22 protein-coding genes are annotated in these 22697 nt (G+C 69.0%); 1 reads left to right on the top strand and 21 read right to left on the bottom strand.

Annotated elements, in window-relative coordinates; all coding sequences use genetic code 11:
- Positions 1–8: 8 nt before the first annotated feature.
- The 15 genes from AC0KXF_RS03155 to recA form a co-directional block, all read right to left on the bottom strand.
- Positions 9–1409 (bottom strand): NAD(P)/FAD-dependent oxidoreductase, encoded by a 1401-nt coding sequence (locus AC0KXF_RS03155; protein WP_473107807.1) that lies wholly within the window; start codon positions 1407–1409, stop codon positions 9–11.
- A gap of 6 nt (positions 1410–1415) precedes the next feature.
- A complete protein-coding gene (locus tag AC0KXF_RS03160; protein WP_473107808.1) occupies positions 1416–2612 on the bottom strand; it encodes an ABC transporter ATP-binding protein in 1197 nt (398 codons plus the stop codon).
- On the bottom strand, positions 2609–3397 hold the full coding sequence (locus tag AC0KXF_RS03165) for an ABC transporter permease (RefSeq protein WP_473107809.1): 789 nt from the start codon (positions 3395–3397) through the stop codon (positions 2609–2611). Before AC0KXF_RS03165 ends, AC0KXF_RS03160 begins: the two co-directional genes overlap by 4 nt.
- The gene (locus AC0KXF_RS03170; RefSeq protein ID WP_473107810.1) at positions 3394–4245 is read right to left on the bottom strand and encodes an ABC transporter permease; all 852 of its coding nucleotides are present in this window, start codon (positions 4243–4245) and stop codon (positions 3394–3396) included. The genes AC0KXF_RS03165 and AC0KXF_RS03170 overlap by 4 nt, the downstream gene beginning before the upstream one ends.
- Positions 4230–5279 (bottom strand): ABC transporter substrate-binding protein, encoded by a 1050-nt coding sequence (locus tag AC0KXF_RS03175; RefSeq protein WP_473107811.1) that lies wholly within the window; start codon positions 5277–5279, stop codon positions 4230–4232. The genes AC0KXF_RS03170 and AC0KXF_RS03175 overlap by 16 nt, the downstream gene beginning before the upstream one ends.
- Before the next feature lie 58 nt (positions 5280–5337).
- Complete coding sequence (locus AC0KXF_RS03180) at positions 5338–6657, bottom strand: FAD-dependent oxidoreductase (RefSeq protein WP_473107812.1); 1320 nt, start codon at positions 6655–6657, stop codon at positions 5338–5340.
- Complete coding sequence (locus AC0KXF_RS03185) at positions 6654–7853, bottom strand: NAD(P)/FAD-dependent oxidoreductase (RefSeq protein WP_473107813.1); 1200 nt, start codon at positions 7851–7853, stop codon at positions 6654–6656. Before AC0KXF_RS03185 ends, AC0KXF_RS03180 begins: the two co-directional genes overlap by 4 nt.
- Positions 7853–8185: a (2Fe-2S)-binding protein gene (locus AC0KXF_RS03190; RefSeq protein ID WP_473107814.1), complete on the bottom strand. Its 333-nt coding sequence runs from the start codon at positions 8183–8185 to the stop codon at positions 7853–7855. Before AC0KXF_RS03190 ends, AC0KXF_RS03185 begins: the two co-directional genes overlap by 1 nt.
- Positions 8186–8413: 228 nt before the next feature.
- On the bottom strand, positions 8414–9289 hold the full coding sequence (dapF, locus tag AC0KXF_RS03195; protein WP_473107815.1) for a diaminopimelate epimerase: 876 nt from the start codon (positions 9287–9289) through the stop codon (positions 8414–8416).
- 25 nt (positions 9290–9314) lie between these two features.
- The gene (locus tag AC0KXF_RS03200) at positions 9315–10619 is read right to left on the bottom strand and encodes a GNAT family N-acetyltransferase (RefSeq protein WP_473107816.1); all 1305 of its coding nucleotides are present in this window, start codon (positions 10617–10619) and stop codon (positions 9315–9317) included.
- 92 nt (positions 10620–10711) lie between these two features.
- The gene (locus AC0KXF_RS03205) at positions 10712–11134 is read right to left on the bottom strand and encodes a GNAT family acetyltransferase (protein WP_473107817.1); all 423 of its coding nucleotides are present in this window, start codon (positions 11132–11134) and stop codon (positions 10712–10714) included.
- Positions 11131–12066 (bottom strand): tRNA (adenosine(37)-N6)-dimethylallyltransferase MiaA, encoded by a 936-nt coding sequence (miaA, locus tag AC0KXF_RS03210; protein ID WP_473107818.1) that lies wholly within the window; start codon positions 12064–12066, stop codon positions 11131–11133. The genes AC0KXF_RS03205 and miaA overlap by 4 nt, the downstream gene beginning before the upstream one ends.
- Positions 12059–13600, bottom strand: a complete 1542-nt coding sequence (miaB, locus tag AC0KXF_RS03215; protein ID WP_473107819.1) for a tRNA (N6-isopentenyl adenosine(37)-C2)-methylthiotransferase MiaB — start codon at positions 13598–13600, stop codon at positions 12059–12061. The genes miaA and miaB overlap by 8 nt, the downstream gene beginning before the upstream one ends.
- 523 nt (positions 13601–14123) lie before the next feature.
- On the bottom strand, positions 14124–14990 hold the full coding sequence (locus tag AC0KXF_RS03220; RefSeq protein ID WP_473107820.1) for a regulatory protein RecX: 867 nt from the start codon (positions 14988–14990) through the stop codon (positions 14124–14126).
- 4 nt (positions 14991–14994) lie between these two features.
- A complete protein-coding gene (gene recA, locus AC0KXF_RS03225; protein WP_473107821.1) occupies positions 14995–16089 on the bottom strand; it encodes a recombinase RecA in 1095 nt (364 codons plus the stop codon).
- A 523-nt stretch (positions 16090–16612) separates the two neighbouring features.
- On the opposite strand from recA, the gene AC0KXF_RS03230 reads away from it, so the two are divergent.
- The gene (locus tag AC0KXF_RS03230; RefSeq protein WP_473107822.1) at positions 16613–16855 is read left to right on the top strand and encodes a hypothetical protein; all 243 of its coding nucleotides are present in this window, start codon (positions 16613–16615) and stop codon (positions 16853–16855) included.
- Between the two features lie 68 nt (positions 16856–16923).
- Here AC0KXF_RS03230 and AC0KXF_RS03235 read toward each other — a convergent pair whose 3' ends face one another.
- From AC0KXF_RS03235 to AC0KXF_RS03260, 6 genes are all read right to left on the bottom strand, one after another.
- Positions 16924–17145, bottom strand: a complete 222-nt coding sequence (locus AC0KXF_RS03235; protein ID WP_223044413.1) for a DUF3046 domain-containing protein — start codon at positions 17143–17145, stop codon at positions 16924–16926.
- A 6-nt stretch (positions 17146–17151) separates the two neighbouring features.
- Positions 17152–17472 (bottom strand): helix-turn-helix domain-containing protein, encoded by a 321-nt coding sequence (locus AC0KXF_RS03240; protein WP_223044414.1) that lies wholly within the window; start codon positions 17470–17472, stop codon positions 17152–17154.
- Positions 17473–17629: 157 nt separating this feature from the next.
- Positions 17630–18193, bottom strand: a complete 564-nt coding sequence (locus AC0KXF_RS03245; RefSeq protein WP_473107823.1) for a CinA family protein — start codon at positions 18191–18193, stop codon at positions 17630–17632.
- Positions 18190–18786: a CDP-diacylglycerol--glycerol-3-phosphate 3-phosphatidyltransferase gene (gene pgsA / locus AC0KXF_RS03250; protein WP_473107824.1), complete on the bottom strand. Its 597-nt coding sequence runs from the start codon at positions 18784–18786 to the stop codon at positions 18190–18192. Before pgsA ends, AC0KXF_RS03245 begins: the two co-directional genes overlap by 4 nt.
- Before the next feature lie 36 nt (positions 18787–18822).
- Entirely contained in the window at positions 18823–21753 is a 2931-nt protein-coding gene (locus AC0KXF_RS03255) for a DNA translocase FtsK (protein ID WP_473107825.1), read from the bottom strand.
- A 326-nt stretch (positions 21754–22079) separates the two neighbouring features.
- Complete coding sequence (locus AC0KXF_RS03260; protein ID WP_473107826.1) at positions 22080–22664, bottom strand: hypothetical protein; 585 nt, start codon at positions 22662–22664, stop codon at positions 22080–22082.
- Positions 22665–22697: the final 33 nt, after the last annotated feature.

The raw sequence follows: 22697 nt of genomic DNA on the forward strand, positions 1-22697 counted from the left end.
GATCCACACTACTCGTGCAGGCCGGCGAGACGGGAACCGAGGCGTGCGAAGAGCGAGGTCTTCGCGGCCCGACTGCGTTCCTCCGACCAGTCGGCGAAGGAGAACATGCGGTACATGGCGTGCACACCCGCCCAGCGGATCGGCTCGGGCTCCCAGTCGCGGGCCTGCCTGCCCGCCCACGGGAGGGCGCTGTCGCCGCTCCGCTCTCCGAGCACGGCCTCCGCGAGCGTCTTCGCCGCGAGGTACGCCGAGGTGACGCCGTGGCCTGCGTATCCCTGCGCGTGGCCGAGTCCGCTCGACTCGTCGAAGCGCACCGAGGCGCACCAATCCCTGGTGACGCCGAGCACTCCGGACCAGGTGTGCGCGATCCCGTGCGGCCTCGTCTCCGGAAGCATCGTGTGGAGCCGTCGTACGAGCGACTCGACGGTCGCGCGGTCGACCGATCCCGCTCCCCCCGTGCCCGACCGGAAGCGGTACGGGTTGCCCCGGCCGCCGATCAGGATGCGCCCGTCCTCGGTGCGCTGCGCGTAGCTGAACACGTGGGCGGCGTCGCTGAAGAGCTCTCGCCCGCTCCACCCGATCTCGTCCCAGGTGCTCTGCGGAAGCGGATCGGTGACGATGATCGAGCTGTTGATCGGGATGATCCGGCGCGGATCGCGGGCGATGCCCACGGAGTAGCCCTCGGTGCAGCGCAGCACGGCCCGCGCGCGCACAAGACCGCGGGCCGTGCGCGCCAGACCCGGTTCGATCGCGGTGACGTCGCTCTGCTCCCGGATCTCCACCCCGAGGCGCTCGACGACCTCAGCGAGTCCGCGCACGAGACCGCCGGGGTCGATCCGCCCGACTGCGGGGTAGAACAGTCCGCCGACGGCGCCGTTCACCCGGATGCGCTCTACGACCTCGCCTGCCGACAGTTCGATTCCCTCGTCGGCCCGGTATCCCCACCGGCGATCGCCCGCGAGGCGTGCTCGGAGCCGCTGCATCGCCGCCCGGTTGCGGGCGACGACGATGTTGCCGCTGCGGATCGCGTCGGCGTCGATCGACTCGGCGCGGATGATGTCGAGCACCTCGTCGACGGCCTCGATCATGCGCCGTTGCAGGTGCACGCCGGCCTCGTCCGAGCCGGCTGACCTCGAGAACACTCTCCGGTTGCCCGGCACGAGCGGGGACAGCCAGCCGGCGTTGCGGCCCGAGGCCCCGTAACCGGCCGTCTCCCGCTCGAGCACCACGATCCTGAGGGCCGGGTCGAGCCGCTTCAGGTGGAAGGCGGACCAGAGGCCGGTGAAGCCGGCGCCGACGATGCAGACATCGGCGTCGAGGTCCTCCGCCAGCTGCGGACGCGACGGATCGACGTGGCCGGGGGCGATTCCCCGCGAACGCATCCAGTGGGATATCTCACCGTTTCTCATGATCGATCACCGTCCGGGGGCGAGCAGCTGGCTCGTGGCGAGATCCCCGTCTCCGCCACGCGCCGCGCTCTCCTCGTCGGGAACCACCACGGCGCTCTCCGGCCGCCAGCCGACGCGCACGCGGTCCCCGCGACCGACCGCGAGAGCGGCCTCCGAGCGGGGAGCCCGCACCTCGATCTCCAGCCCGTCGTCGGTCCGCACCAGCGAGATCAGCGCCGAGCCCACGTAGATCACGTCGGTCACGGTGCCCGCGATGCTGTTCGCGGCAGAGGCTCCACCGCCGTGGCCGAAGCCCGCTTCCTCCTGGGTGATCGTGAGATCCTCGGGTCGGAGCACGAGCACGCCGCGGCCGTCCCTGAGCTCGGCGCGGCTCGGGAGCGCACCTTGCCAGCCGAGCCCGTGGCAGCTGCCGTCGGGCTCGGCGACGCACGGCAGGAGCACTGACTCCCCGATGAAGTCCGCGACGAAGCGCGTCCTCGGCGTCTCGTAGAGCTCGCGGCTCGAGCCGATCTGCTCGATCCCGCCGTTGTTGTAGACCGCGATGAGGTCGCTCATGACGAGCGCCTCCTCCTGGTCGTGGGTGACGTAGACCACGGTCGAGCCGAGGTTGCGGCTGATCCGCATGATCTCGATCTGCATCTGCGTGCGCAACCGCTTGTCGAGGGCGCCGAGCGGCTCATCCATGAGCAGCAGCGGGGGCTCGAACACGACCGCGCGGGCGAGGGCGACGCGCTGCTGCTGGCCGCCGGAGAGCTCGCGCGGTTTGTGCGTCGCCCGGTTGCCCAGCTCGACCATTTCGAGTGCTTCGCGCGCCTTCACGAGCGCCTCTTGTCGCCGCATCCCCTCCATCTCGAGGGGGAACGCGACGTTCTGCTCGACGGTGAGGTGCGGGAACAGAGCGTAGTTCTGGAACACGACGCCGATGCCGCGCCGGTGGGGCGGAATCGACGAGATGTCGCGACCGGCGACCGTGATCGTCCCGCGATCCTGCGCCGCGAACCCGGCGATCATGTTGAGCGTCGTCGTCTTGCCCGAGCCCGAGGGGCCGAGCATCGTGAGGAACGTGCCCGGCTCGAGCGCGAATGACACGTCGTCGACCGCGGCCTGCGAGCCGTAGTATTTCGAGACGCCACGCACCTCGAGCGCGTATTCAGCGCCGGCCGGATCGTGCGCGCCCCGCGGGGCGCTCGTACTTGCGGTCATCGGTCGTTTCCCTTCTGGAGTCGACGCATCGAGACGAGCGCGACGATGGAGAGGACGGTGAGGAACACGCCGACCGCTGCGAGGGTGGGCGTGAGCTGGGTGCGGACCTGGGTCCACATGAAGACGGGCAGGGTGCGGGTCTGCGCGTCGGTCAGGAAGATCGAGACGACGACCTCGTCCCAGCTCATGACGAACGCGAACAGGGCGCCGGCGAACATGCCCGGAGCGATGAGCGGCAGCGTGACCCTGCGGAAGCGCGTCCACGGGCCGGCCCCCAGGCTCGCGGCCGCTCGCTCGTAGACGGGGTCGAGCTGCGACAGCGTCGCGGTGACGGTCACCACGACGAACGGCAGGGTGAGCACGCTGTGCGCCAGGATCAGGCCGAGCACCGATCCGTCGAGGTACCACCTCAGGAACAGCACGTAGGTTCCGATGCCGATGATGACGGGCGGAATGATCATCGGGCTCACGATGAGCGCCGTGATCGGGAGACGCCACTTCGCGGCGACCTTCTGCAGCCCGAGCGCGGCGGCGGTGCCGACCGAGGTGGCGAGCACCACCGTTCCGACGGCGACCTGCAGGCTCGTGAGAGCGGTCCTGCCCCAGTCGCGCTCCGAGAAGATCTGCGCGAACCAGTCGAGCGTCCAGCCGTCGCCGAAGACGCCGAGCACCGAGGAGGCGTTGAACGACATTGGGACCACGATGAGGGTCGGCACCATGAGGTAGACGCCGACGATCGCCGCGAAGGCGCCGAGCAGCACCCAGCGCACCTGCACACGTTTCATTTCGCGCTCCTTCGTGACGTTCCGATCCGCTGCACGGCGAGCAGCAGCGCGAGCGAGACGAGCGTGCCGACGAGGAGGACGAGGCCGAGCGCGCTCGCCGTCACCGGCCCGTATCTGGTGACCTCCTGCACGATGGTCTCGCCGATCATCGCGTCTCGCGCGTCTCCGAGCAGCGCGGGCGTGATGTAGAACCCGAGCGAGAGCACCAGCACGAGCACGCAGCCCGACAGCACGCCGGGCAGGCTGAGCGGCAGGAACACCCGGAGGAAGCGGCGGAACGGGCCGGCGCCGAGGCTGCCCGCCGCGCGCAGCACCGAGGGATCGATCTGCCCCATCGTCGTCACGAGCGGCAGCACCATGTAGGGCAGCAGCACGTGCACCATGCCGATGAGCACACCCGCCGGGGTGCGGATCAGCTGCAGCGGGTCGTCGACCAGCCCGAGGGCCGTGAGCGCGCCGTTCAGTATCCCGGAGTCCTGCAGCAGCCCGACCCACGCGAAGCTCCGCACGAGCAGGCTCGTCCAGAACGGCAGGAGCACGAGGCCGAGCATGAGGAGCCGCGTGCGCGGCCCCACCCGGGTCAGCACGTAGGCGTACGGGTAGGCGAGCAGCAGGCAGAACAGCGTCGTGAGCACGGCCGTCCGCAGCGTGTTCCAGAGCACGAGGGCGTAGATCGGCGAGGTGAAGATCTCGCGATACGTCTCGATGCCGTCGCGGAAGCTCGTCTGGATCATCAGGACGAGCGGGACGACGAAGAAGAGCGCGAGCAGCAGCGCGGCGGGGAGGAGCAGCAGCCACCCCGCCCACCGCGCTCCGGCGGGCCGTGCCGTCGTCAGCTGAGCAGCCATTCCTGGAATTCCCGGTCGATGTCCTCCTGGTGCTCGCCCCACCACTCGTCGTCGATCCCGACCCGGGTGTCGAGGTGGTTGGTCGGACGGTTCTCGTTCTGCATCACCTCGGGGTTCTCGGCGGCCGCCGCGTTCACCGGGCCGTAGTCGCTGAGCGAGGCGAACTCGATCTGCGGGTCCTCCTGCAGCAGGAAGCCGAGCGCCTCCTGCGCGTTCTCCGCGTTCGGTGCGCCCTTCGGGATCACCCAGTAGGCGTCGACCTGCAGCCACGAGTCCCAGCTGATGCCGACCGGCGCCTCCTTGCCCGCGTCGACCGCGCGGCCGACCCAGGCGAGCCCGATCGACGCCTCGCCGGAGGCGAGCAGCTGCTGCGACTGCGCGGAGGTCTCCCACCACACGATGTCGTCCTTGATCGTGTCGAGCTTCTCCAGCGCGCGGTCCACGTCGAGCGGGAAGAGATCCTCGGGTGCGACGCCGTCGGCGAGCAGGGCCGCCTCGAGCGCACCGCCCGCGACGTGCTTGTTGAACATGCGCTTGCCCGGGAACCGCTCGGTGTCGAAGAGGTCCTCCCAGGAGGAGGGCGCGGCGTCGTACTCGTCGCTCCGGTAGGCGAGCACCGTGGCCTCGATGTCCGCCGCGACGCGGTACTCCTGAGCCGCCCCCTCGATGAGCTGATCCTGCTCGACCACGTCGTAGTCGATCGGCTCGAGGTAGTCGGCGTCCGCGGTCGTGCCGAAGTCGTTGGCGACCAGCACGAGATCCCAGGTCGGGCGCTCGCTTTCGACCATGCTGCGGAGCTGGGCGTAGTCGGTCGGGCTGTCCTCGACGACTTCGATCCCGGTCTCCTCGGCGAACGGCTGGAAGAAGGCCGTCGACTGCGCTTCCTGGTAGGGGCCGCCGTACGAGACGACAGTCATCGTCGTGCTGCCGCCGCCCTCGCCGTCGCCGCCTCCGCCGCCGGAGCACGCGGTGAGGGCGAGCGCACCCGCCGCCACGAGGGCGGTCGCCGAAAGCGCCTTACTGATGATCTTCATGGTGTTCTCCTTGTTCACTTCGCTGTGCTGGGTTGTGATGCTGGTGCTGGTGGTCGCGTCAGGTACCGGAACCGCGCGGGTGCCGCGCCCGGTTCGGCGCGAGTCCGGCGACGCGGACGCCGGCGGCGGCGGCGTCGTCGAGCGAGTAACGGGCGTCGCCCTGCGCCGAGCCGACGATCGCGATCCGTTCGCTTGCGGGTCGCCCGGCCCCGTCCGAGCCGACGAGCTCGTGGGATCCCGCGTCGCCGTACGCCGCGTGGAGCGCGAGCTCTTCCGCCGGCCGGCGCGGGCCGACGAGACAGACGAGATCCGCCCGGATCGTGCGGGACGGCGCGGCGAGCCGCACGCCCGTCGCACGCGACCAGCCCGTGACTCGCTCGACGCGCTCCGCGGGAACGGTCGCCACGATCTCGACACCGTGACGGCGGAGCTCCTCGGCGACCTGCGAAGCCCGCGGATCGCCGTCGATGACGACCGCTCGGCGGCCCGGTCGGACCCGCTCCAGGGCCGCAAGGCGCAGAGCGCCGTCGGCGAGCATCGCACCGGGGAGGTCGTGACCGGGCACGGGGATCGGCGTCTCGTAGCTGCCGGTCGCGAGCACGATCGCCGTGGCGCGCACGTCGTGGCGCGCTCCCCCGCCCGCTTCCACGACCGGGACGAGCCCGTCGATGAGGCCGATCGCCGAACCGCGCAGCATCTCGATCCCGGGGTGATCCGCCGCGCGACGGAGCAGGTCCCCCACGATCTCCGATGGGCGCTTCTCGGCGTCCCCGACCCGGATCGGCTCCGTGCGCACGCGGCTCCTACCTCCCAGGAGTTCGTGATCGACGAGCGTCACGCTCGCGCCCGCGTCGGCGGCCGCGAGCGCGGCCGCCAGCCCGCTCGCGCCGCCGCCGATCACGAGCACGTCGATCTCTCGCTCCGAGGCGCGGATGCCGGTGGCACGCGCGACCGCCTCAGCGCTCGGCGCGCGACCGCCCCCGGCGAGCGCGCCGAGCACGGCGCCCGCGAGCTTCGACAGCCGGGGCTGGCGCGCGAACAGCTTGAACTGGAACCCCGCTTTCAGGAACGGGCGCATGAGATCCGCCGCGCGCAGGAGGTCGAAGCCTGCGTTCGGGACGCCGCCCTCCCGCCGCACGACCTCGCCGCCCCGCACCGGTGTCGTGCACGACACCGTCGCAGGCATGCCGTCGATCCTGAGCGGGCAGTCGCCGCACGCCCCGAAGCCGCAGGTGTAACCACGCGGACGGTGGTACTTGACGCCCCGCGACAGCGTGCGCCTGCCCGTCGCCTGCAGGGCACCGGCGATCGACTGGCCTTCGCGGGCGGTCACGTCGCGCCCCTCGAAGGTGAAGCTCAGCTCGCGGTCGGTCGTCATCGTTCCTGCTCCAGATCCATGTCCACCACGAGGGATCCCTCGCGGATCCAGTCGCCTGTGCGCGTGCGCTCGATGCCGAACGGGGCCATCCGCCGGTCCGTCCCGCCAGAGACGATGTGCTCGGCGAGCAGCTCCGCCGCTCCCGGAGCTCCCATGAAGCCGTAGACCCAGCCGACGCTGAGCAGCAGGCCGGGGACCTCGGGCACCGGCCCCAGCACGGGGGCGAGGTCGGGGGTCTGGCTCACCGTCCCGGCCCAGTGCCGCAGCAGTCGCACACCGGCCAGCATCGGGAAGAGCCGCACGAACTTCGTCGCGATGTCCTGCAGCACGGTCCAGGTGCCGTTGAGGCTGGTGCTCTCATCGACGCGCGGCAGCTCCGTGCCGCCGACGAACTCCCCGCGACCCGTCTGATGGCAATACCCGAGCAGTTCGAGCGCCGCCACTCCGGGCTTGAGGAACGGCTTCACCGACTGCGTGACGATCATCTCGAGCCGCGCGGCGACGAGCGGCATCTCGAGCCCGGCCATGGCGTTGATCTCGAGCGCCTGACCGCCCGCGGCGTTGACGACGACGCGGGCGCGCACCTCACCGGAGCCGGCGGTGCGGATGCCGACGACGGCGTCGCCCTCGCGCAGCAGCCCGACGACGGCTTCGCCCGCGACGACCTGGACGCCGAGGCGCGCCGCGTTCTCGAGGTACGCCGCGACGACCGAGTCGTGGTGGGCGAAGCCCGCCTGCTCCTGCAGCACCGCTCCGCGCACGAGATCGGGATTCGCGGCCGGCAGCACCCGCCTGGCCTCTGCCTCGTCGAGCAGTTCGGTCCGGATCCCGAGCCCCGCCTGGAAGCCGTGGTCCGCGCGGCACTGCTGCCACTGCTCCTCGGTCGACGCGACGACGGCGTAACCCGTGCGGTTGAACAGTACGTTCATGCCGAGTTCCTGGGACAGCCCCAGCCACTTCTGGCGCGACAGCTCGAACAGGTCGCACCACTCGCGCGAGGCGAAGGCCGAGCGGATCAGCTCGCCGTTGCGTCCGCTCGCGCCGCCGCCCGGCCAGGAGCGATCGATCACCAGCACGTCCGTGTGGCCGCGCTTCGCGAGTTCGTAGGCGATCGCAACGCCCTGCACCCCGGCACCGATGATGATCGTGTCGTAGCCGGCGCGCAGCGGCTCAGATGAGACACCTGGCAGCGCCATCACTCGGCCCCCTTCTGCCGGGCGCTCCCCGCTGAGCCATCCGCGTCAGCGTCATGAGCGCCGCATGCGAGCGTCCCGAGCGGCACCGGAACGACGGGGATCCTGGCGGCCGGGCGCCGCTGCTCCCCCGTTCGCTCGACACCCCGCTCGGCGAGCAGCCGCTGCACGAGCGGCGAGCAGAACTTTCCCTGGCACGCACCCATGTAGACAGCGGTGGCCCGCTTGATCGTCTCGGGGTCGGTGTGGCCGTGATCGACCGCATCCTCGATGTCCCCGACGGTGACGTCGTGACAGGGGCAGATCACCGCCCTGCGTGCCTCATTGCGTGCCATGCTTCCCACTTCGTCATCGATGCGGTCATTCGAACATCACCATAATACAAACTTATTGTCTTGTTGCAAACGGGTTCGTCGATGTCGCTCCTCGCTCCCTTCGACAGGTTCAGGGAGCGAGGAGCGGGCTTCCGAACGCAGAGCAGACTGGGGAAGCGAGGTTCGCGCTCTGGGGGCGCGCGGAGGGTGCCGCCCAGGGGTGCCGTTCCCGGGGCAGGGAGCGAAAGCCTACGGCAGCTCGATCTCCCCGGTGTAGACCAGCTCCGCGGGTCCGTTCAACGAGACGTGCTCGCCCTCCTCGGTCGGGAACATGCGCACCGCGAGTCGCCCGCCGGGCACGTCCACTCGCCAGTGGTTCGGCATCCCCTCGCCTCCCCAGTGCCGGAACGCCAGCGCTGCGGCCGCGGTGCCCGTGCCGCACGAGAGGGTCTCCCCCACACCGCGCTCGTGCACGCGCATGCGGATGCGCGCGATGCCGTCCTTGATGAGCGGATCCTCGGGAACCACGAACTCCACGTTGGCGCCCTCCGCGGGTGCCGGGTCGAGCGACGGGACACGGTGCAGGTCGAGGCCCTCGAGTTCTCCCACATGCGCAAGAGCCGTCACCACGTGCGGGTTGCCGAGGTCGATCCCGAGACCCGGGCGGGCCACATCCAGGCCGTAGGCGGAGACGAGCCGATCCTCCGCGAGGCGCCAGCGACCCAGGTCGACCGTGTAGCCCGAGACGCCGGCGAGCACGTCCTTCACACCGGCGCGCGTGCCGATCGGCAGGGTGTCGCGGCGCTCGGGGGCGACCAGCCCCTCGGTGATGAGGTAGTGGGCGTAGACCCGGATCCCGTTGCCGCACATCTCGGCGGGCGTGCCGTCGGCATTCCAGTAGTCCATGAACCACTCGGCCTCGGGTTCCTCGGCGAGCACCGCCGCCCCCTCGGGGATCGCGCGCGAACGCACCGCGCGGATCACCCCGTCGGCTCCGACACCGAAGCGGCGATCGCAGAGGAAGCGGATCTGCTCGGGGCTCAGGGGCCGCTCACCCTCGGGGTCGGTGAACAGCACGAAATCGTTGCCCGTACCATGGCCCTTGGTGAACGCGAGGGTGCTCATCACTCCAGTCTAGAGCGCTCTCCGATCAATACATGATGCTCAGGAAGGGTGCGCCGTCGATCCGCAGCGCCGCGTCGAGCGAGGCGACGGCTGCGGCGTCGCCTCGCACCCGCCCGGCCTGTGCGAGCGAGCGCGCCGACACCCCGCCCAGGTACAGGGATGAGAGCTCCCCGACGCCCAGTTCGATCTCCGCCTCAGTATCGGGCGCCGACACGGCCCGGCACGATCCGTCGCTCCCGCTCTCCAGCCGCCACGATCCGCCCGCGATCCCGAGCGGGTCCTCGACCCGCAGCACGACGTCGAGCCGCGCCGCCATGCTGCGCCCGGCGAACGCGGCCGGCACGTCGAGCACACGCAGCCAGCCGTGATCCTCGACGGTGCGGACGGCCGCCCGGGAATCCGCGACCAGCCACGGCAGCGGCTCGTCGAGCGACAGCATCTCCGCCGTGACCGTGCCGATGAGGTCGTGCTGCAGCGCGAACCGCCACAGCGCCGCGTGCGCGTCGGAGGTCTCGCCGATGAGGTGGCGGATCTCGAGACGGGAACGCGCCCAGTCGGTGTCGGACTCGACGATGCGGAAGGCCATCGCGCCGCGGAGCACGCCCTCGGGGTCGAGGTACCGCACCGCACGAACGCTCGACCCGTGGGGATCCCCCGGCACCGCCCCCGAGAGCTGCCGCCAGCGCAGCGGCCAGCCGGCGATCTCTCCGACACGGGACGCCCGGGTGCGCTCGTGCAACTCCCCGAAGGCCTCCGCGGCGTCCTCGCGGTCGAGGTACTGCAGCGAACCGCGCGGATCCGTACCGCCCCACCCTGCACGGCGGGTATCGACACGCCATCGCGTCTGCCAGGTGGCGGGGCCGAAGCCGTAGCGCCCGTAGATGGTCGCCTCGGATGCGGTGAGCCCCGCGAGAGGCACACCGGCTGCGGCCGCGGCTCGAAGCTCGCCCTCCAGCATCGCCCTCGCGATCCCGCGCCGCCTGTGCGTCGGGGCGACCGTGACCTCGCTGACGGCCCACATGGGCAGCTCGCCGCCCGGCACCGTCAGAGGCGCGATCCACGACCCCACGGTCGCGACCGGCAGCTCGCGCTGGGGACTCGTCGCATCGAACACGCCGATGAGGCGCCGGCCGAGCTGCCCGACTCGCGCTGCCTCGATCTTCTCTGCAGTGGGTTCGCTCTCGATGAAGCCGCGCGCGATCGCGCGGATGAATGCGTCGAGGGCGGGCCCGTCGGCCGCGTCCACCCTGCGGTAGTCGAGGCCGCTCACTCGGAGTCGCTCGCGGGAGTCGCTGTCCAGTTTTACGGTTCGCGCGTCAGGCAGAATCATGGTTCCAGCCTATGGGCACGGGCGTCTGCGCCGCAGTCGCTTGCGCTCAGCGCGGTTTCATGCCACTTCGATCGCCTGCGCCGCTTCCACCGTCAGTCGACGATGAGGCGTTTACCGAGGGTGCTGACCTTCGAGGGCTCGTACCCGAGTCGCTCGTAGAAGTCCAGCACCGCGGGATTATCGCTTCGCACCATGAGCTGAGCCTTGGGACATCCCAGATCCCGCAGGCCCTCTTCGGCCTCGCGGACAAGCTGCGTCGCAATCCCGCGCCCGCGATGCTCGGGGTCGGTCGCCAAGTAGTACAACCAGCCGCGGTGCCCGTCGTAGCCAGCCATGATCGAACCGACGACGCTCTCGCAGAGGACGGCGACTCTGAACAGTTCCGGCTGCACGCTCAGCTTTCGAGCGATATCGGCGCGCGGATCGTTCCATGGCCGCGTGAGGCCGCAGGCCTCCCACAGCGCCACGACCGCCTCAGTGTCGTCCTCTACGAAGCGTCTTGTGTGAACATTCATGTCAACTCGATCCTCTCGGCATCCGGGGCGTCCAGCCACTGCACGCGGGGGTAGCGTTTGAACCAGCTGACCTGGCGGCGGGCGTACCGACGCGTGAGCGCCTGCGTCTCCGCGATCGCCTCGGCCTCGCTCAGCTCGCCGCGCAGCTGCGCGAGCGCCTGGGCGTAGCCGATGGCCCGGCTCGCGGTCTTCCCCTGCTCGAGGCGGTTCGGGATCAGCGCACGCACCTCCTCGAGCAGCCCGTCGGCCCACATCTGCTCCACGCGCCGGTCGAGACGTTCGACCAGGGTCGCCCGCTCGCAGCGCGCACCGACGATGCGGGTCAGCGGCCCGGCCGCGGTGTCTGCCCTCCAGAGTCGCGGCTCCGCGGGCAGCGTCACCTGCGCGTCGCCGCCGAGCAGCGCGACTTCGAGAGCTCGGATCACGCGCCGCGGGTTGCGGGCGTCGACCGCCGCCGCGGTCTCAGGGGCGAGATCCACGAGCTTCGCGAGCAACGGCGCGACGCCGCTCTCCGCGAACTCGGTCTCGAGCCGGGAGCGCAGCGCATCATTGCGCGGAGGAAACGCGAAGTCGAAGATGACGCTCGAGACGTAGAGGCCGGATCCGCCGACCAGGATCGCGTCGGCGCCGCGGGCGTGGATCGCTTCAACGGCCTCACGGGCCGCGGGCTGATACCAGGCGACGGCGGCCTCGTCGCTCGGATCGAGCGCATCGAAGAGGTGGTGCGGGATACCCCGTCGCTCCGCGACGGGCAGCTTAGCCGTGCCGATATCCATGCCGCGGTACAGCTGCATGGCATCGGCGTTCACGATCTCGGCGGGACGGCCGGCCGATGCGAGGCGCTCGGCGAGATCGAGCGAGAGCGCGGACTTACCGGTGCCGGTCGCGCCGACGATCGCCCAGAGCTGCGGCGAGCGTGCGGCGTCAGCCACGGGTTCGGATCGTGGGCAGCCCGAGGTTCACGGCTTTCGGGGCACCGCCCGCAGCGGGGGCCGGCACCCCGCAGCTGTCCGCCTGACGGCGGTCCCACGCGTCGCCCGCTCGGGTGCGACGCACGGTGTAGACGTCGGTGAGGTCCGCGATGAGGAAGTGGGGTGCGGCCGACGTGATCTGCACGGAGACCGTGTCTCCCGGCCGGGGTTCCTTCGCTCCTTCCGGCACGGCGAAGTGCACGAGACGGTTGTCTTCGGCCCGGCCGGAGAGCCTGCGGGTCGTCGCGTCCTTCTTGCCCTCACCCGATGAGACCAGCACCTCGACGGTGCGACCGATCTGCGCCTGGTTCTCCTCGAGCGAGATGCGTTCCTGCAGCGCCATGAGCCGCTCGTAGCGCTCCTGCACGACCTCTTTCGGCAGCTGCCCGTCCATGGTCGCTGCCGGGGTGCCGGGGCGGATCGAGTACTGGAAGGTGAAAGCGCTCGAGAAGCGCGACTGCTCGACGACACGCAGCGTGTCCTCGAAATCCTCATCGGTCTCGCCGGGGAAGCCGACGATGATGTCGGTGGTGATCGCGGCGTGCGGGATGCGCTCCCGCACCGCATCGAGGATGCCGAGGAACTTCTTGGAGCGGTACGAGCGCCGCATGGCTTTGAGTACGGTGTCGGAACCCGACTGCAGCGGCATGTGCAGCGACGGCATGACATTGGGGGTCTCGGCCATGGCGGCGATCACGTCGTCGGTGAACGCGGCCGGGTGGGGACTCGTGAATCGCACGCGCTCGAGGCCATCGATGTCGCCCATCGCGCGCAGCAGCTTGCCGAAGGCCTGACGATCGCCGAACTCGACGCCGTAGGTGTTGACGTTCTGCCCCAGTAGCGTGACCTCGACCGCGCCGTCGTCGACGAGTGCCTGCACCTCGGCGAGGATGTCGCCGGGGCGGCGATCCTTCTCCTTACCGCGCAGGGAGGGCACGATGCAGAAGGTGCAGGTGTTGTTGCAGCCGACCGAGATGGACACCCAACCGCTGGAGGCCGAGTCGCGCTTGGTCGGGAGCGTGGACGGGAAGACCTCGAGGGATTCGAGGATCTCGACCTGCGCCTCGGCGTTATGGCGCGCCCGTTCGAGCAGGGCCGGCAGCGACCCCATGTTGTGGGTGCCGAAGACGACGTCGACCCAGGGCGCCTTCTCCACGATGGTGCCCTGATCCTTCTGGGCGAGGCAGCCACCCACTGCGATCTGCATGCCCTCGCGTTCGCGCTTCACGCCTGCGAGGTGCCCGAGGTTGCCGTAGAGCTTGTTGGCGGCGTTCTCGCGTACGGCGCAGGTGTTGATGACCACCACGTCGGCGTCCTCGGCGGTTTCTGCCGCGATATAACCCGCGGCCTCGAGCGACCCCGAGAGGCGCTCGGAGTCGTGCACGTTCATCTGGCAGCCGAGCGTGCGCACCGTGTAGCTGCGGGGACTGCCGTCGGGGCGGAGCGCGGCGGGCGAAGGAGCGATCTCGGTCGGGTCGGCGGTGGCGAGAGTCATGGAGACGATTCTACCTTCGGACACCGAAGGCGCTGCTGCCCACAGGACTGTTTCGAAGTCGCTGTTTCGTCGTCGCTGTTTCCTGTTCTTGTGCCTCGCGTCGCTCCTATTCGACGCATCGTCCTTGAGCACTTCGTCGCAGGTTGCTCCCGCCGGGGCTTCGACACGGGCCTCTGTGGGCGAGATCATCTTCTGCCCCTGCCCGAGTGCTGCCGAAAGAAGGATTCGCAGGTGGCACCGCGATCCCGCGTGCGGAATCCGTATCTCGACAGGGGTGCCGGCCCAGCCCCCGGACCCGCGCCCGCGCCTGGCCCCGCACCCACCGGCCTCGATCTCCCTCAAAGAGACTCCTACCGCGCTGGGCATGGGGGCGGGGCTTGCCCTGGTCGCTCTTGCGGTCGAGCTTCAGCATGGTTCGCCGCTCTCCACGTATCACAGCGGCGAGGCGACGTCCCCCTTTACGGTTTGCCGGACCAGCCACGACACGGCTGCGTTGAGCTACGCAAGGACCGCGCCCAGCAGATCAGCGGAAGCGCACTCCCGATCCTCCCCCATTGCCGTCGAGGGCCTCCTTCGCGGCGCGCATCGCCGGCTCGCCCGACCATCCCCGCCGCGCGAGGAACCCGAGCAGACGGCGCTCGGCCGTCTGACGGTCGAGGCCGCCGAGCTTGCGCGCCCGGTCCTGGGCCGCCTCTCGCAGCAGCCCGAACTCCTCGTCGGTGTCGAGCTCGCCGACGGCCTCTTCGATGATCGCGTCGGGGAGCCGTCGTTCGCGCAGCTTCATGCGGATCTGCGTGCGGCTCGCTCGCTTCGTCTCGCGGAGCTTCTCGGTAACGGCGCGCGCTAGACCGAGATCGTCGAGATAGTGGCTCTCCTCGAACTCGGCGATCACAGCGTCGATCTTGTGCGCAGGGTGCTCGAGTCGGCTCAGTTCATCGCGCAGCTCCCCGCTGGAACGAGCTCTACGCGCCAGCAGTCGCACACCGTCCTCGTAGGCGGACGCTCGATCCGGATCGTCTGCACCCCCGGTGTGCTCAGCGAAGAACTCGGGAGGGCTCGACTCAGACACCTTCGAAACCGCGGAGACCCCGAGTTCCGCAGCCCCGCTCAGCGCAGCAGTGGTCGGTTCGCCGGCGCCGGCCCAAGGGCCGACCGCTACCCCCGCTTCCGCAGCATCGCTCTCGGAGGCCGCCGAGGCCTCGCCCGCCTCTGTCGCCGGCTCCTTAGATGCAGGGTCCGGCTCCTCGGATCCGGGGTTCGATGAAGACGACCGACCCCATCCACGGTCTCCGAGCAGTGAACGCAACTCGATCACCTCGGCGAGGTCGGGTCGGCTCTCCTCCCCGCCCGCGGGGCGCTCCTCGGGCGGGGGCAGGAATCGAACAGCCACCGGCTCAGGCGCTCGCGCGCTGCTCGATCTCGGGGGCCGGCGTTACTGCAGCCTCCTCGGGCGCTGCCGCCTCCTCGCTGCGCCCGTTGACGCCGAGCTTGGTGAGGATCTTCTCTTCGATCTCGCTCGCGATGTCGGGATTGTTGATCAGGAAGCGACGGGCGTTCTCCATGCCCTGTCCGAGCTGGTCGCCATCGTAGGTGAACCAGGCGCCGCTCTTCTTGATGAATCCCTGCTCTACGCCGTAGTCAATGAGGGAGCCCTCGCGCGAGATGCCGACACCGTACAGAATGTCGAACTCGGCCTGCTTGAAGGGCGGGGCCATCTTGTTCTTCACGACCTTGACGCGCGTGCGGTTGCCCACTGCATCTGCGCCGTCCTTGAGCGTCTGGATTCGACGGATATCGAGTCGCACGGAGGCGTAGAACTTGAGCGCCTTACCGCCCGAGGTCGTCTCGGGGCTGCCGAAGAACACGCCCACCTTCTCGCGCAGCTGATTGATGAAGATCGCGGTGGTCTTGGTCGCGTTCAGGCTGCCCGTGATCTTACGCAGAGCCTGGGACATGAGACGAGCCTGAAGCCCGACGTGACTGTCGCCCATCTCACCGTCGATCTCCGCCTTCGGCACGAGCGCCGCTACGGAGTCGATGACCACCAGGTCGACCGAGCCCGAGCGGATCAGCATATCTGCGATCTCGAGCGCTTGCTCCCCGGTGTCGGGCTGAGCGACGAGCAGTGCGTCGATGTCGACGCCCAGCTTCTTCGCGTACTCGGGGTCGAGCGCGTGCTCTGCATCGATGAAGGCTGCGATGCCGCCCGCGCGCTGAGCGTTGGCGATCGCGTGCAGCGTGAGCGTGGTCTTGCCCGAGGACTCGGGCCCGTAGATCTCGATGATGCGGCCGCGGGGCAGGCCGCCGATACCGAGCGCGACGTCGAGCGCGACCGAGCCCGTGGGGATGACTTCGACGGGCGCGCGCTCGACGCTGCCCATGCGCATGATCGCGCCCTTGCCGAAGTTCTTGTCGATCTGGGCGAGCGCTGCCTCGAGCGCCTTCTCGCGATCCTTGGATGCCCCGATCGGGGACTTGGGTGCTGCCATGAGCTTGCTCCTTCAATACGGGCGGCGACGCCGCTGACCTGCTGCCTACCGACTGTCTCGACCCCGGTGACGGGGCAGACAAGGCATTGATATCCGGTTGCTTCACACCCTAGGACGGACCACTGACATTCATGGATCGAGCGGAGAATCTGAGGATAAGTCGGCGAATCGGCTACCTGTGCACGAAGTTACCACGACTCGAACACATCTTCGAACAACACACCGGAGAACACGCTCTTCGAGCGTGCCGCACGAATGACGACGGAACCCTTCCATAGGCAGAACCAGCGCGCAGGTGAGACACTTCTGAGTACCATCGCCGGAGATGATCGGGGCAGGGAGGTTTCCGACGGAAGCAGCCAGGGCATCGCGCGACAGAATCTTCGCCGCTGTGTCACTAGCAAGCCTCGTGCTCGCACCCCTCGCCACGGGTTGCAGCACCGAAGCCAAGCGAGAGGGCCCGCGCGACACCAACGCGAGAAGCGTAATCCTCGGCAAATAGACTTCCGACTCAACCCCGGGAGTGAGACTCAGTATTGAGCCGAACTTCTTCGGCATGGGCGGTAGATGCGCGTCGGCGGGGAGTTGGACCCCGAAAGAAGGGGCCTTTGCCGCGCAGGTCAAAGCGGTTCCGGAGATCGGAGGATGCCCCGAAACCATGACGCTCGACATGTACGAGATCAACGGCTTCCGCCTGACCGACAATCAGAAGCTGATCGTCACCGACAGCAAAGGCCACGAGGAATCATTCTCGAAGCAGGAATGACGCACTGCCGAGACTCACTCACGAAAATGAACCGCGACACCAGGCGATAGAGTGCAGGCGCACCGTCATTATTCCCGAGGGTCGATGAGCCCCCGCCCGTGCCGCCGCTCGACGGGTACGTCGAGATCTGCGCAGAGCGCCTGCCAGACCTCGCGCGCGGGAACCCCGCGATCGAGGGCGTCGCTCGGTGTACCACCGAGCGACGCCAGCCAGTGATCACGGATCAGCACTCCGGAGTAGTCGGCGCCGAACTCGTCGGCGCAAGCTCGCCGAAACTCACTCAGCTTCACGAAGAGTTACGACACCAACTCAGGCGCGTATCCCGACACGAGCTCGGCGGGAACCGTATCCGGCACCCGACCGGAGAGAGGCATCGAGATACCCTCGACCACGGCGAGCCGCTCGCTCACCTCACCCATGATCACGGACAGCGGCGTATCCAGCGCATCGGCGACCGCCGCGAGGATCTCGCTCGAGGCCTCTTTCTGGCCACGCTCCACCTCGCTCAGGTAGCCGAGCGCAACGCTCGCATCGCCGGCGACCTGTCGTAGCGTGCGCCCCTTCTGCAGCCGGAAGTCACGCAGCACGTCGCCGATCTCCTGACGCATCAGCACCATGTGAACCCTCCTTCACTGCATGACTCGGGGTCATGCCTCCACAATACCCGCCCATCGACATGTCGCCACAGCGGGGATGCCCTTCCATTGTGAAGGGAATCACTGGAAACAACCCCGAGACTACCGCGCCTATTCCTGAAACTTTGCTGAACTTGAGTCAATCCGACTCAAGTTCAGCTGATTGGGCCAGTTCATTGAGGATCAATTCCAGTGCGGCAGCTACGGATCCGTTGCGAATATCGCCTCGCTCCCCCGAGATCGAGTACTCGACGGAACGCGCCCGGTCCCCCAGGCACACCCCCACCCACACGGTACCGACGGCCTGCCCCGTCTGCGGATCCGGCTCCGGACCCGCGACGCCCGTGGTGGCGATCCCGATATCCGCGGGCTCCGGATCCGCTCCCTCCTCCCGGGGCGCCGCACACACGCGCCTCACCCCGCTCGCCATCTGCCGGGCGACCTCCCCGTCGACGGGCCCCTTCTCGCGCAGCAGTTCGGCATCCACACCGAGTACGGAGTGCTTCAGCGCCGTGTCATAGGCGACGACGCCGCCAGAGAAGACCCGCGACGAGCCGGGCACCGACACGAACGCGTCGGCGAGAAGACCCCCGGTCAACGACTCGGCGACCGCGATGCGCAAGCTGCGAGCCGCTGCGATCTCGATCACGGCTCGCGCGAGCTCTCCCCCGACTCCAGGCGCTCCCTGACCCACCGGCCTCATGACCGCACCCGGCGAGCGCGCACGAAAGCGACGACGTAGTCGATGCCGCTCACGATCGTGAGCACGACCGCGACGGTCATCGTGATCACATTCACCCAGTACGCGACCGGTGCGGCCGGACCCAGCACGTCGGCGAGCGGCAGCAGCGCGAGCGTGATCGCGACCGACTGCGCCACCGTTTTGAGCTTGCCCATCCATGCCGCCGCGACCACGACATCGTGCGCGATCATCAACCGGTGCACGGTGATGCCGATCTCTCGCACCAGCACGATCAGCGTCACCCACCAGGGCAGCTCGGCGAGGATCGAGAGCCCCACCAGGGCGGCCCCGGTCAGCGCCTTGTCGGCAATCGGATCCAGCAGTTTACCGAGGTCGGTGATCAGGTTGCGGGATCGTGCGAGGTAGCCGTCCCAGGCATCGGTCGCGATGGCCAGCACGAAGAATACCGCCGAGGCCCAGCGCAGCGGGCCTCCCGCTCCTCCGTCCGCGAGCAGCATCCAGAGGAAGAACGGTGTCGCGATGATGCGCGCGATCGTGATGATGTTGGGCGCGTTCCAGTTGCTCGGCTTCACCGCCGGATCCTGTGCGGTCATCTATTCCTCGCGTTCATTCCCCGTCGGACTGCTCGATCATTCCCGGCCTGTCAGCTGCCAGGCGTCTTCATCGTCGTCTCCCTCGACTTCTTCGAGGGTCGCCTGGTACTTGCCGACCGGATCATCGTAGCGATCGTCGCCGAAGCCGCTCGCCTCGGTCAGGGGATCGATGACGTCGGTCGCAGCCTCGGGCTCGGCGGCGCGAGGTTCGGCCGGAGCCGGAGGCGCCGCATCCGCCGGAGCCGGCGCGGCAGAGGGTGCCGCGGCCGCCGGAGCCGCGGGTTGCTGGAAGGGAGCGGAGCTCGACGGGGCGCCCTTGATCCGCGCGATCACTTCGGGCAGCTGCTCGGGCGACACGAGCACGTCGCGCGCCTTGGAGCCCTCGGAGGGCCCGACGATGTCGCGCGACTCCATGAGATCCATGAGGCGACCGGCTTTGGCGAACCCGACGCGCAGCTTGCGCTGCAGCATCGACGTGGAGCCGAACTGCGAGGTGACCACCAGGTCGATGGCCGCGAGCAGCACCTCGAGATCGTCGCCGATATCCTCGTCGATCTCCTTCTTCTCCGCGACCTGGGCCACGTCCGGACGGTACTCGGGCTGAGCCTGAGCCTTGACGTGCGCGACCACCTTCGCGATCTCGGATTCGCCCACCCAGGCGCCCTGCACGCGCATCGGCGTCGATTCGCCGTTGAGCAGCAGCAATCCGTCACCCTGGCCGATCAGACGCTCGGCACCGACCTCGTCGAGAATGACGCGCGAGTCGGTGCCGGAAGCCACCGCGAAGGCGTATCGGCTCGGCACGTTCGACTTGATGACGCCCGTGACCACGTTCACCGAGGGGCGCTGCGTCGCGAGCACCAGGTGGATGCCCGCGGCACGAGCCAGCTGCGTGATGCGCTGGATCGAATCCTCGACGTCGCGGGGGGCGACGAGCATGAGATCGGCGAGCTCGTCGACGACCACGAGCAGGTACGGGTACGGCTTGAGCACGCGCTGGCTACCCGCCGGCAGCACGATCGACCCCGAGCGCACCGCCTCGTTGAAGTCGTCGATGTGGCGGAACCCGAAGCTCGCCAGATCGTCGTACCGCATGTCCATCTCTTTCACGACCCACTGCAGCGCCTCGGCAGCCTTCTTCGGGTTCGTGATGATGGGAGTGATGAGGTGGGGCACTCCCTGGTACACCGTGAGCTCGACGCGCTTCGGGTCGACGAGCACCATGCGCACCTCGGCCGGCGTCGCACGCATGAGCAGGCTCGTGATCATCGAGTTGATGAAGCTCGACTTGCCGGAGCCCGTCGCACCGGCGACGAGCAGGTGGGGCATCTTCGCAAGGTTCGCGACGACGAAGCCGCCCTTCACGTCCTTGCCGACCCCGATGGTCATGGGGTGCGTGCTGCGCTGCGCGCGGCTGGAGCGCAGCACATCGCCGAGCGCCACGTTCTCGCGATCCTTGTTCGGGATCTCGATACCGATCGCGCTCTTGCCCGGGATCGGCGAGAGGATGCGCACCTCGTTCGAAGCGACGGCGTAGGAGAGGTTCTTCGACAGCGCCGTGACCTTCTCGACTTTGACGCCGGGGCCGAGCTCGACCTCGTACTGGGTGACCGTCGGGCCCCGCGAGAAGCCGCTCACCCGTGCGTCGACCTTGAACTCCTCGAACACGCGCGCGATGGCGGCCGTGATCTGGTCGTTCGCCTCGGTGTGGGTCTTCGGAGCGTCGCCCGCGGCGAGCGTGCCCTGATCGGGCAGCAGATACTCGGTGCGCTGCGACGGATCGTGCGGGGGCGCGACCGTGAACTGGGTCGTGGCTGCCTCCGACGCCTCGGGACCCGGTGCCGCGGGTTCGGGATCGCTCGCAAAGTCGTCCCAGGAGTCATCGCCGAGGCCGGATGCAGGCGTCGAGCCGGCAGCCTGAACCGCCGCCTCGGCCTGCTCGAGCTCGCTGAAGAGGCCGGGCGGGAACGGGTCGGTGGACTCGGGGGCGAGGGCGGATTCGAAGGCGCCCTCGCTCTGCGCCTCGGGCGCGCTCGGCTCGAGCGCCGCGTCGAGCGCGGGTTTGTCGTCGGCGTACTCGGGATCCTGCTCTCGTCCCGACGCATTGCGGCGCCACCACGGCAGCGATCCGTCGCCAGTCTCGGTCTCGTCCTCGAGATCGAACAGCGCCTGCTGCGACGCTTTCTCGCGCCGCCGCGGCTTGGCCGGCCGCTCCTCAGCCTCTGTTTCGGTCTCGCCCTCGGCGACGCCGAACAGGAACGCGTAGGCCTCGCGCAGTCGCCGGGCGATTCGGCCGGGCGGAGTCTTCGTGATGATCAGCACCGACATCGCCAGCAGCAGTGACAGCAGGGGGGTCGCCACCCACACGGTGAGGAACAGCAGCGGGGCTCCGATCATCCAGCCGAGCAGCCCCCCGGCCTCGGCGAGTGCCGGCATGCCGTCGCGCGGTACCGGCTGCCCGCCGTAGATGTGGGTGAGACCGGCGATGCTCGCGATGGCGATGAACAGGCCGATCGCGATACGCCGGTTGTCGTTGACGCTGGAGGGGTGGTTGAAGAGCCACAGCGCGAAGCCGGCCATGATGATCGGAAGACCGAAGGCGACCCGGCCGAGCAGACCGCCGAAGGTCCAGGCGTCCAGCTGCACGGCGATCGGCTGGCCGATGAAGAACCACTCGACCACGGCGCCGACCACGGCGAGCAGCACGAGCAGCATCGGGACGCCGTCGCGGCGGTCTTCGGGTGCGAGGGGCTCGGTGCGGAACACGCGCGCGGCGTTGCCGACGCCGTGCGAGAGACCGGTCCAGGCGCGCACGAGCACGCCGTCCTTGGCTTCCGGCTCCGCGAGCACTCGCGTCTTCGCCGTGGCGCGCGACCCGCCGGACGCGTCGGCTCGGGAAGCGGCGGCACGCGAGCCCCGTGCCGTGCCCTTGCCCGATTTTTCGCGCGACGAAGTTTTACTGGCCATATTCACAGGGTACTTTCGACCACCGACATTCGCGAGGTGACGCTCCGCGCAGGCCCGCTTTCACAGCGGGATCCCTCCAGTCGAGGTTCACCGCCGGGGTTCTCAGACGCGCGGGAGAAGGTCTCCCGCGGTACGAATCCTCTTCGGATCAGGGGTCAGCGCCGGGCTTCTCGGTGCCAAGAGTAGGATCTCGCAACTCAGGCCGCAGCTCAACGTGCGAAATCCGTATCTCGAAGAGGGGCGGGCATTCCCCTCGACAAGCTCGGGGAACCGAGGGCGCAAAGTCGGGGAACGGAGGCGCAGGCTCGAGGGCGGGGTCCCGCGATTCACACCGCCGTGTCCATCGCGGCGGTATAGCGGGTGACGAGCTCGACCACTGAGGCGGCGTGCTCCGCCGCCTCCTCGGGGCTCGCGTCGGTCAGATCGCTCAGCCGCACCCGATTGGGGATTCCGGCGACCGCCTGCTGAATCCGACGCTCTTCACGGGCGAGCAGCCGGTAATCGGAGGCGACCGTCACCAGTGTGTCCCGCAGGGCGAAGCGACCGCGCTCGTCGGCCCTGTCGAGCGCCTCGAGCGCCGCGTCGAGCCAGAGAGTCTCCTGCTGATCCGCGGCTTCGACCTCGTCGACCACGCAGTCGAACAGCAGCATCTCGGCCTCCCACAGCAGCGGCAGAACCTCCTCGTGGGGATCGAACGGCAGCTTCGCCGCGACCCGAAGGTACCCGATCGCCTTCTCCCGGTCAGACTCCCAGACCTCCATCGCTTTCTCCAGCAGACGGTTCGCGGCCTCGCTGCTCGCGTTGCTCCGCTGCTGCTTCACCCCGCTCGAAGCCCTGCGCGCGTAGTCCAATGCGCCTCCGGTCGGCAGACTGAATCGTTCGCGAATCGCCTCCAGAGCATCCTCATTCATGATCTCTCCGTCCCGGCCGATTCAACGGCCTCG

It is taken from the genome of Leucobacter holotrichiae, assembly GCF_055791005.1.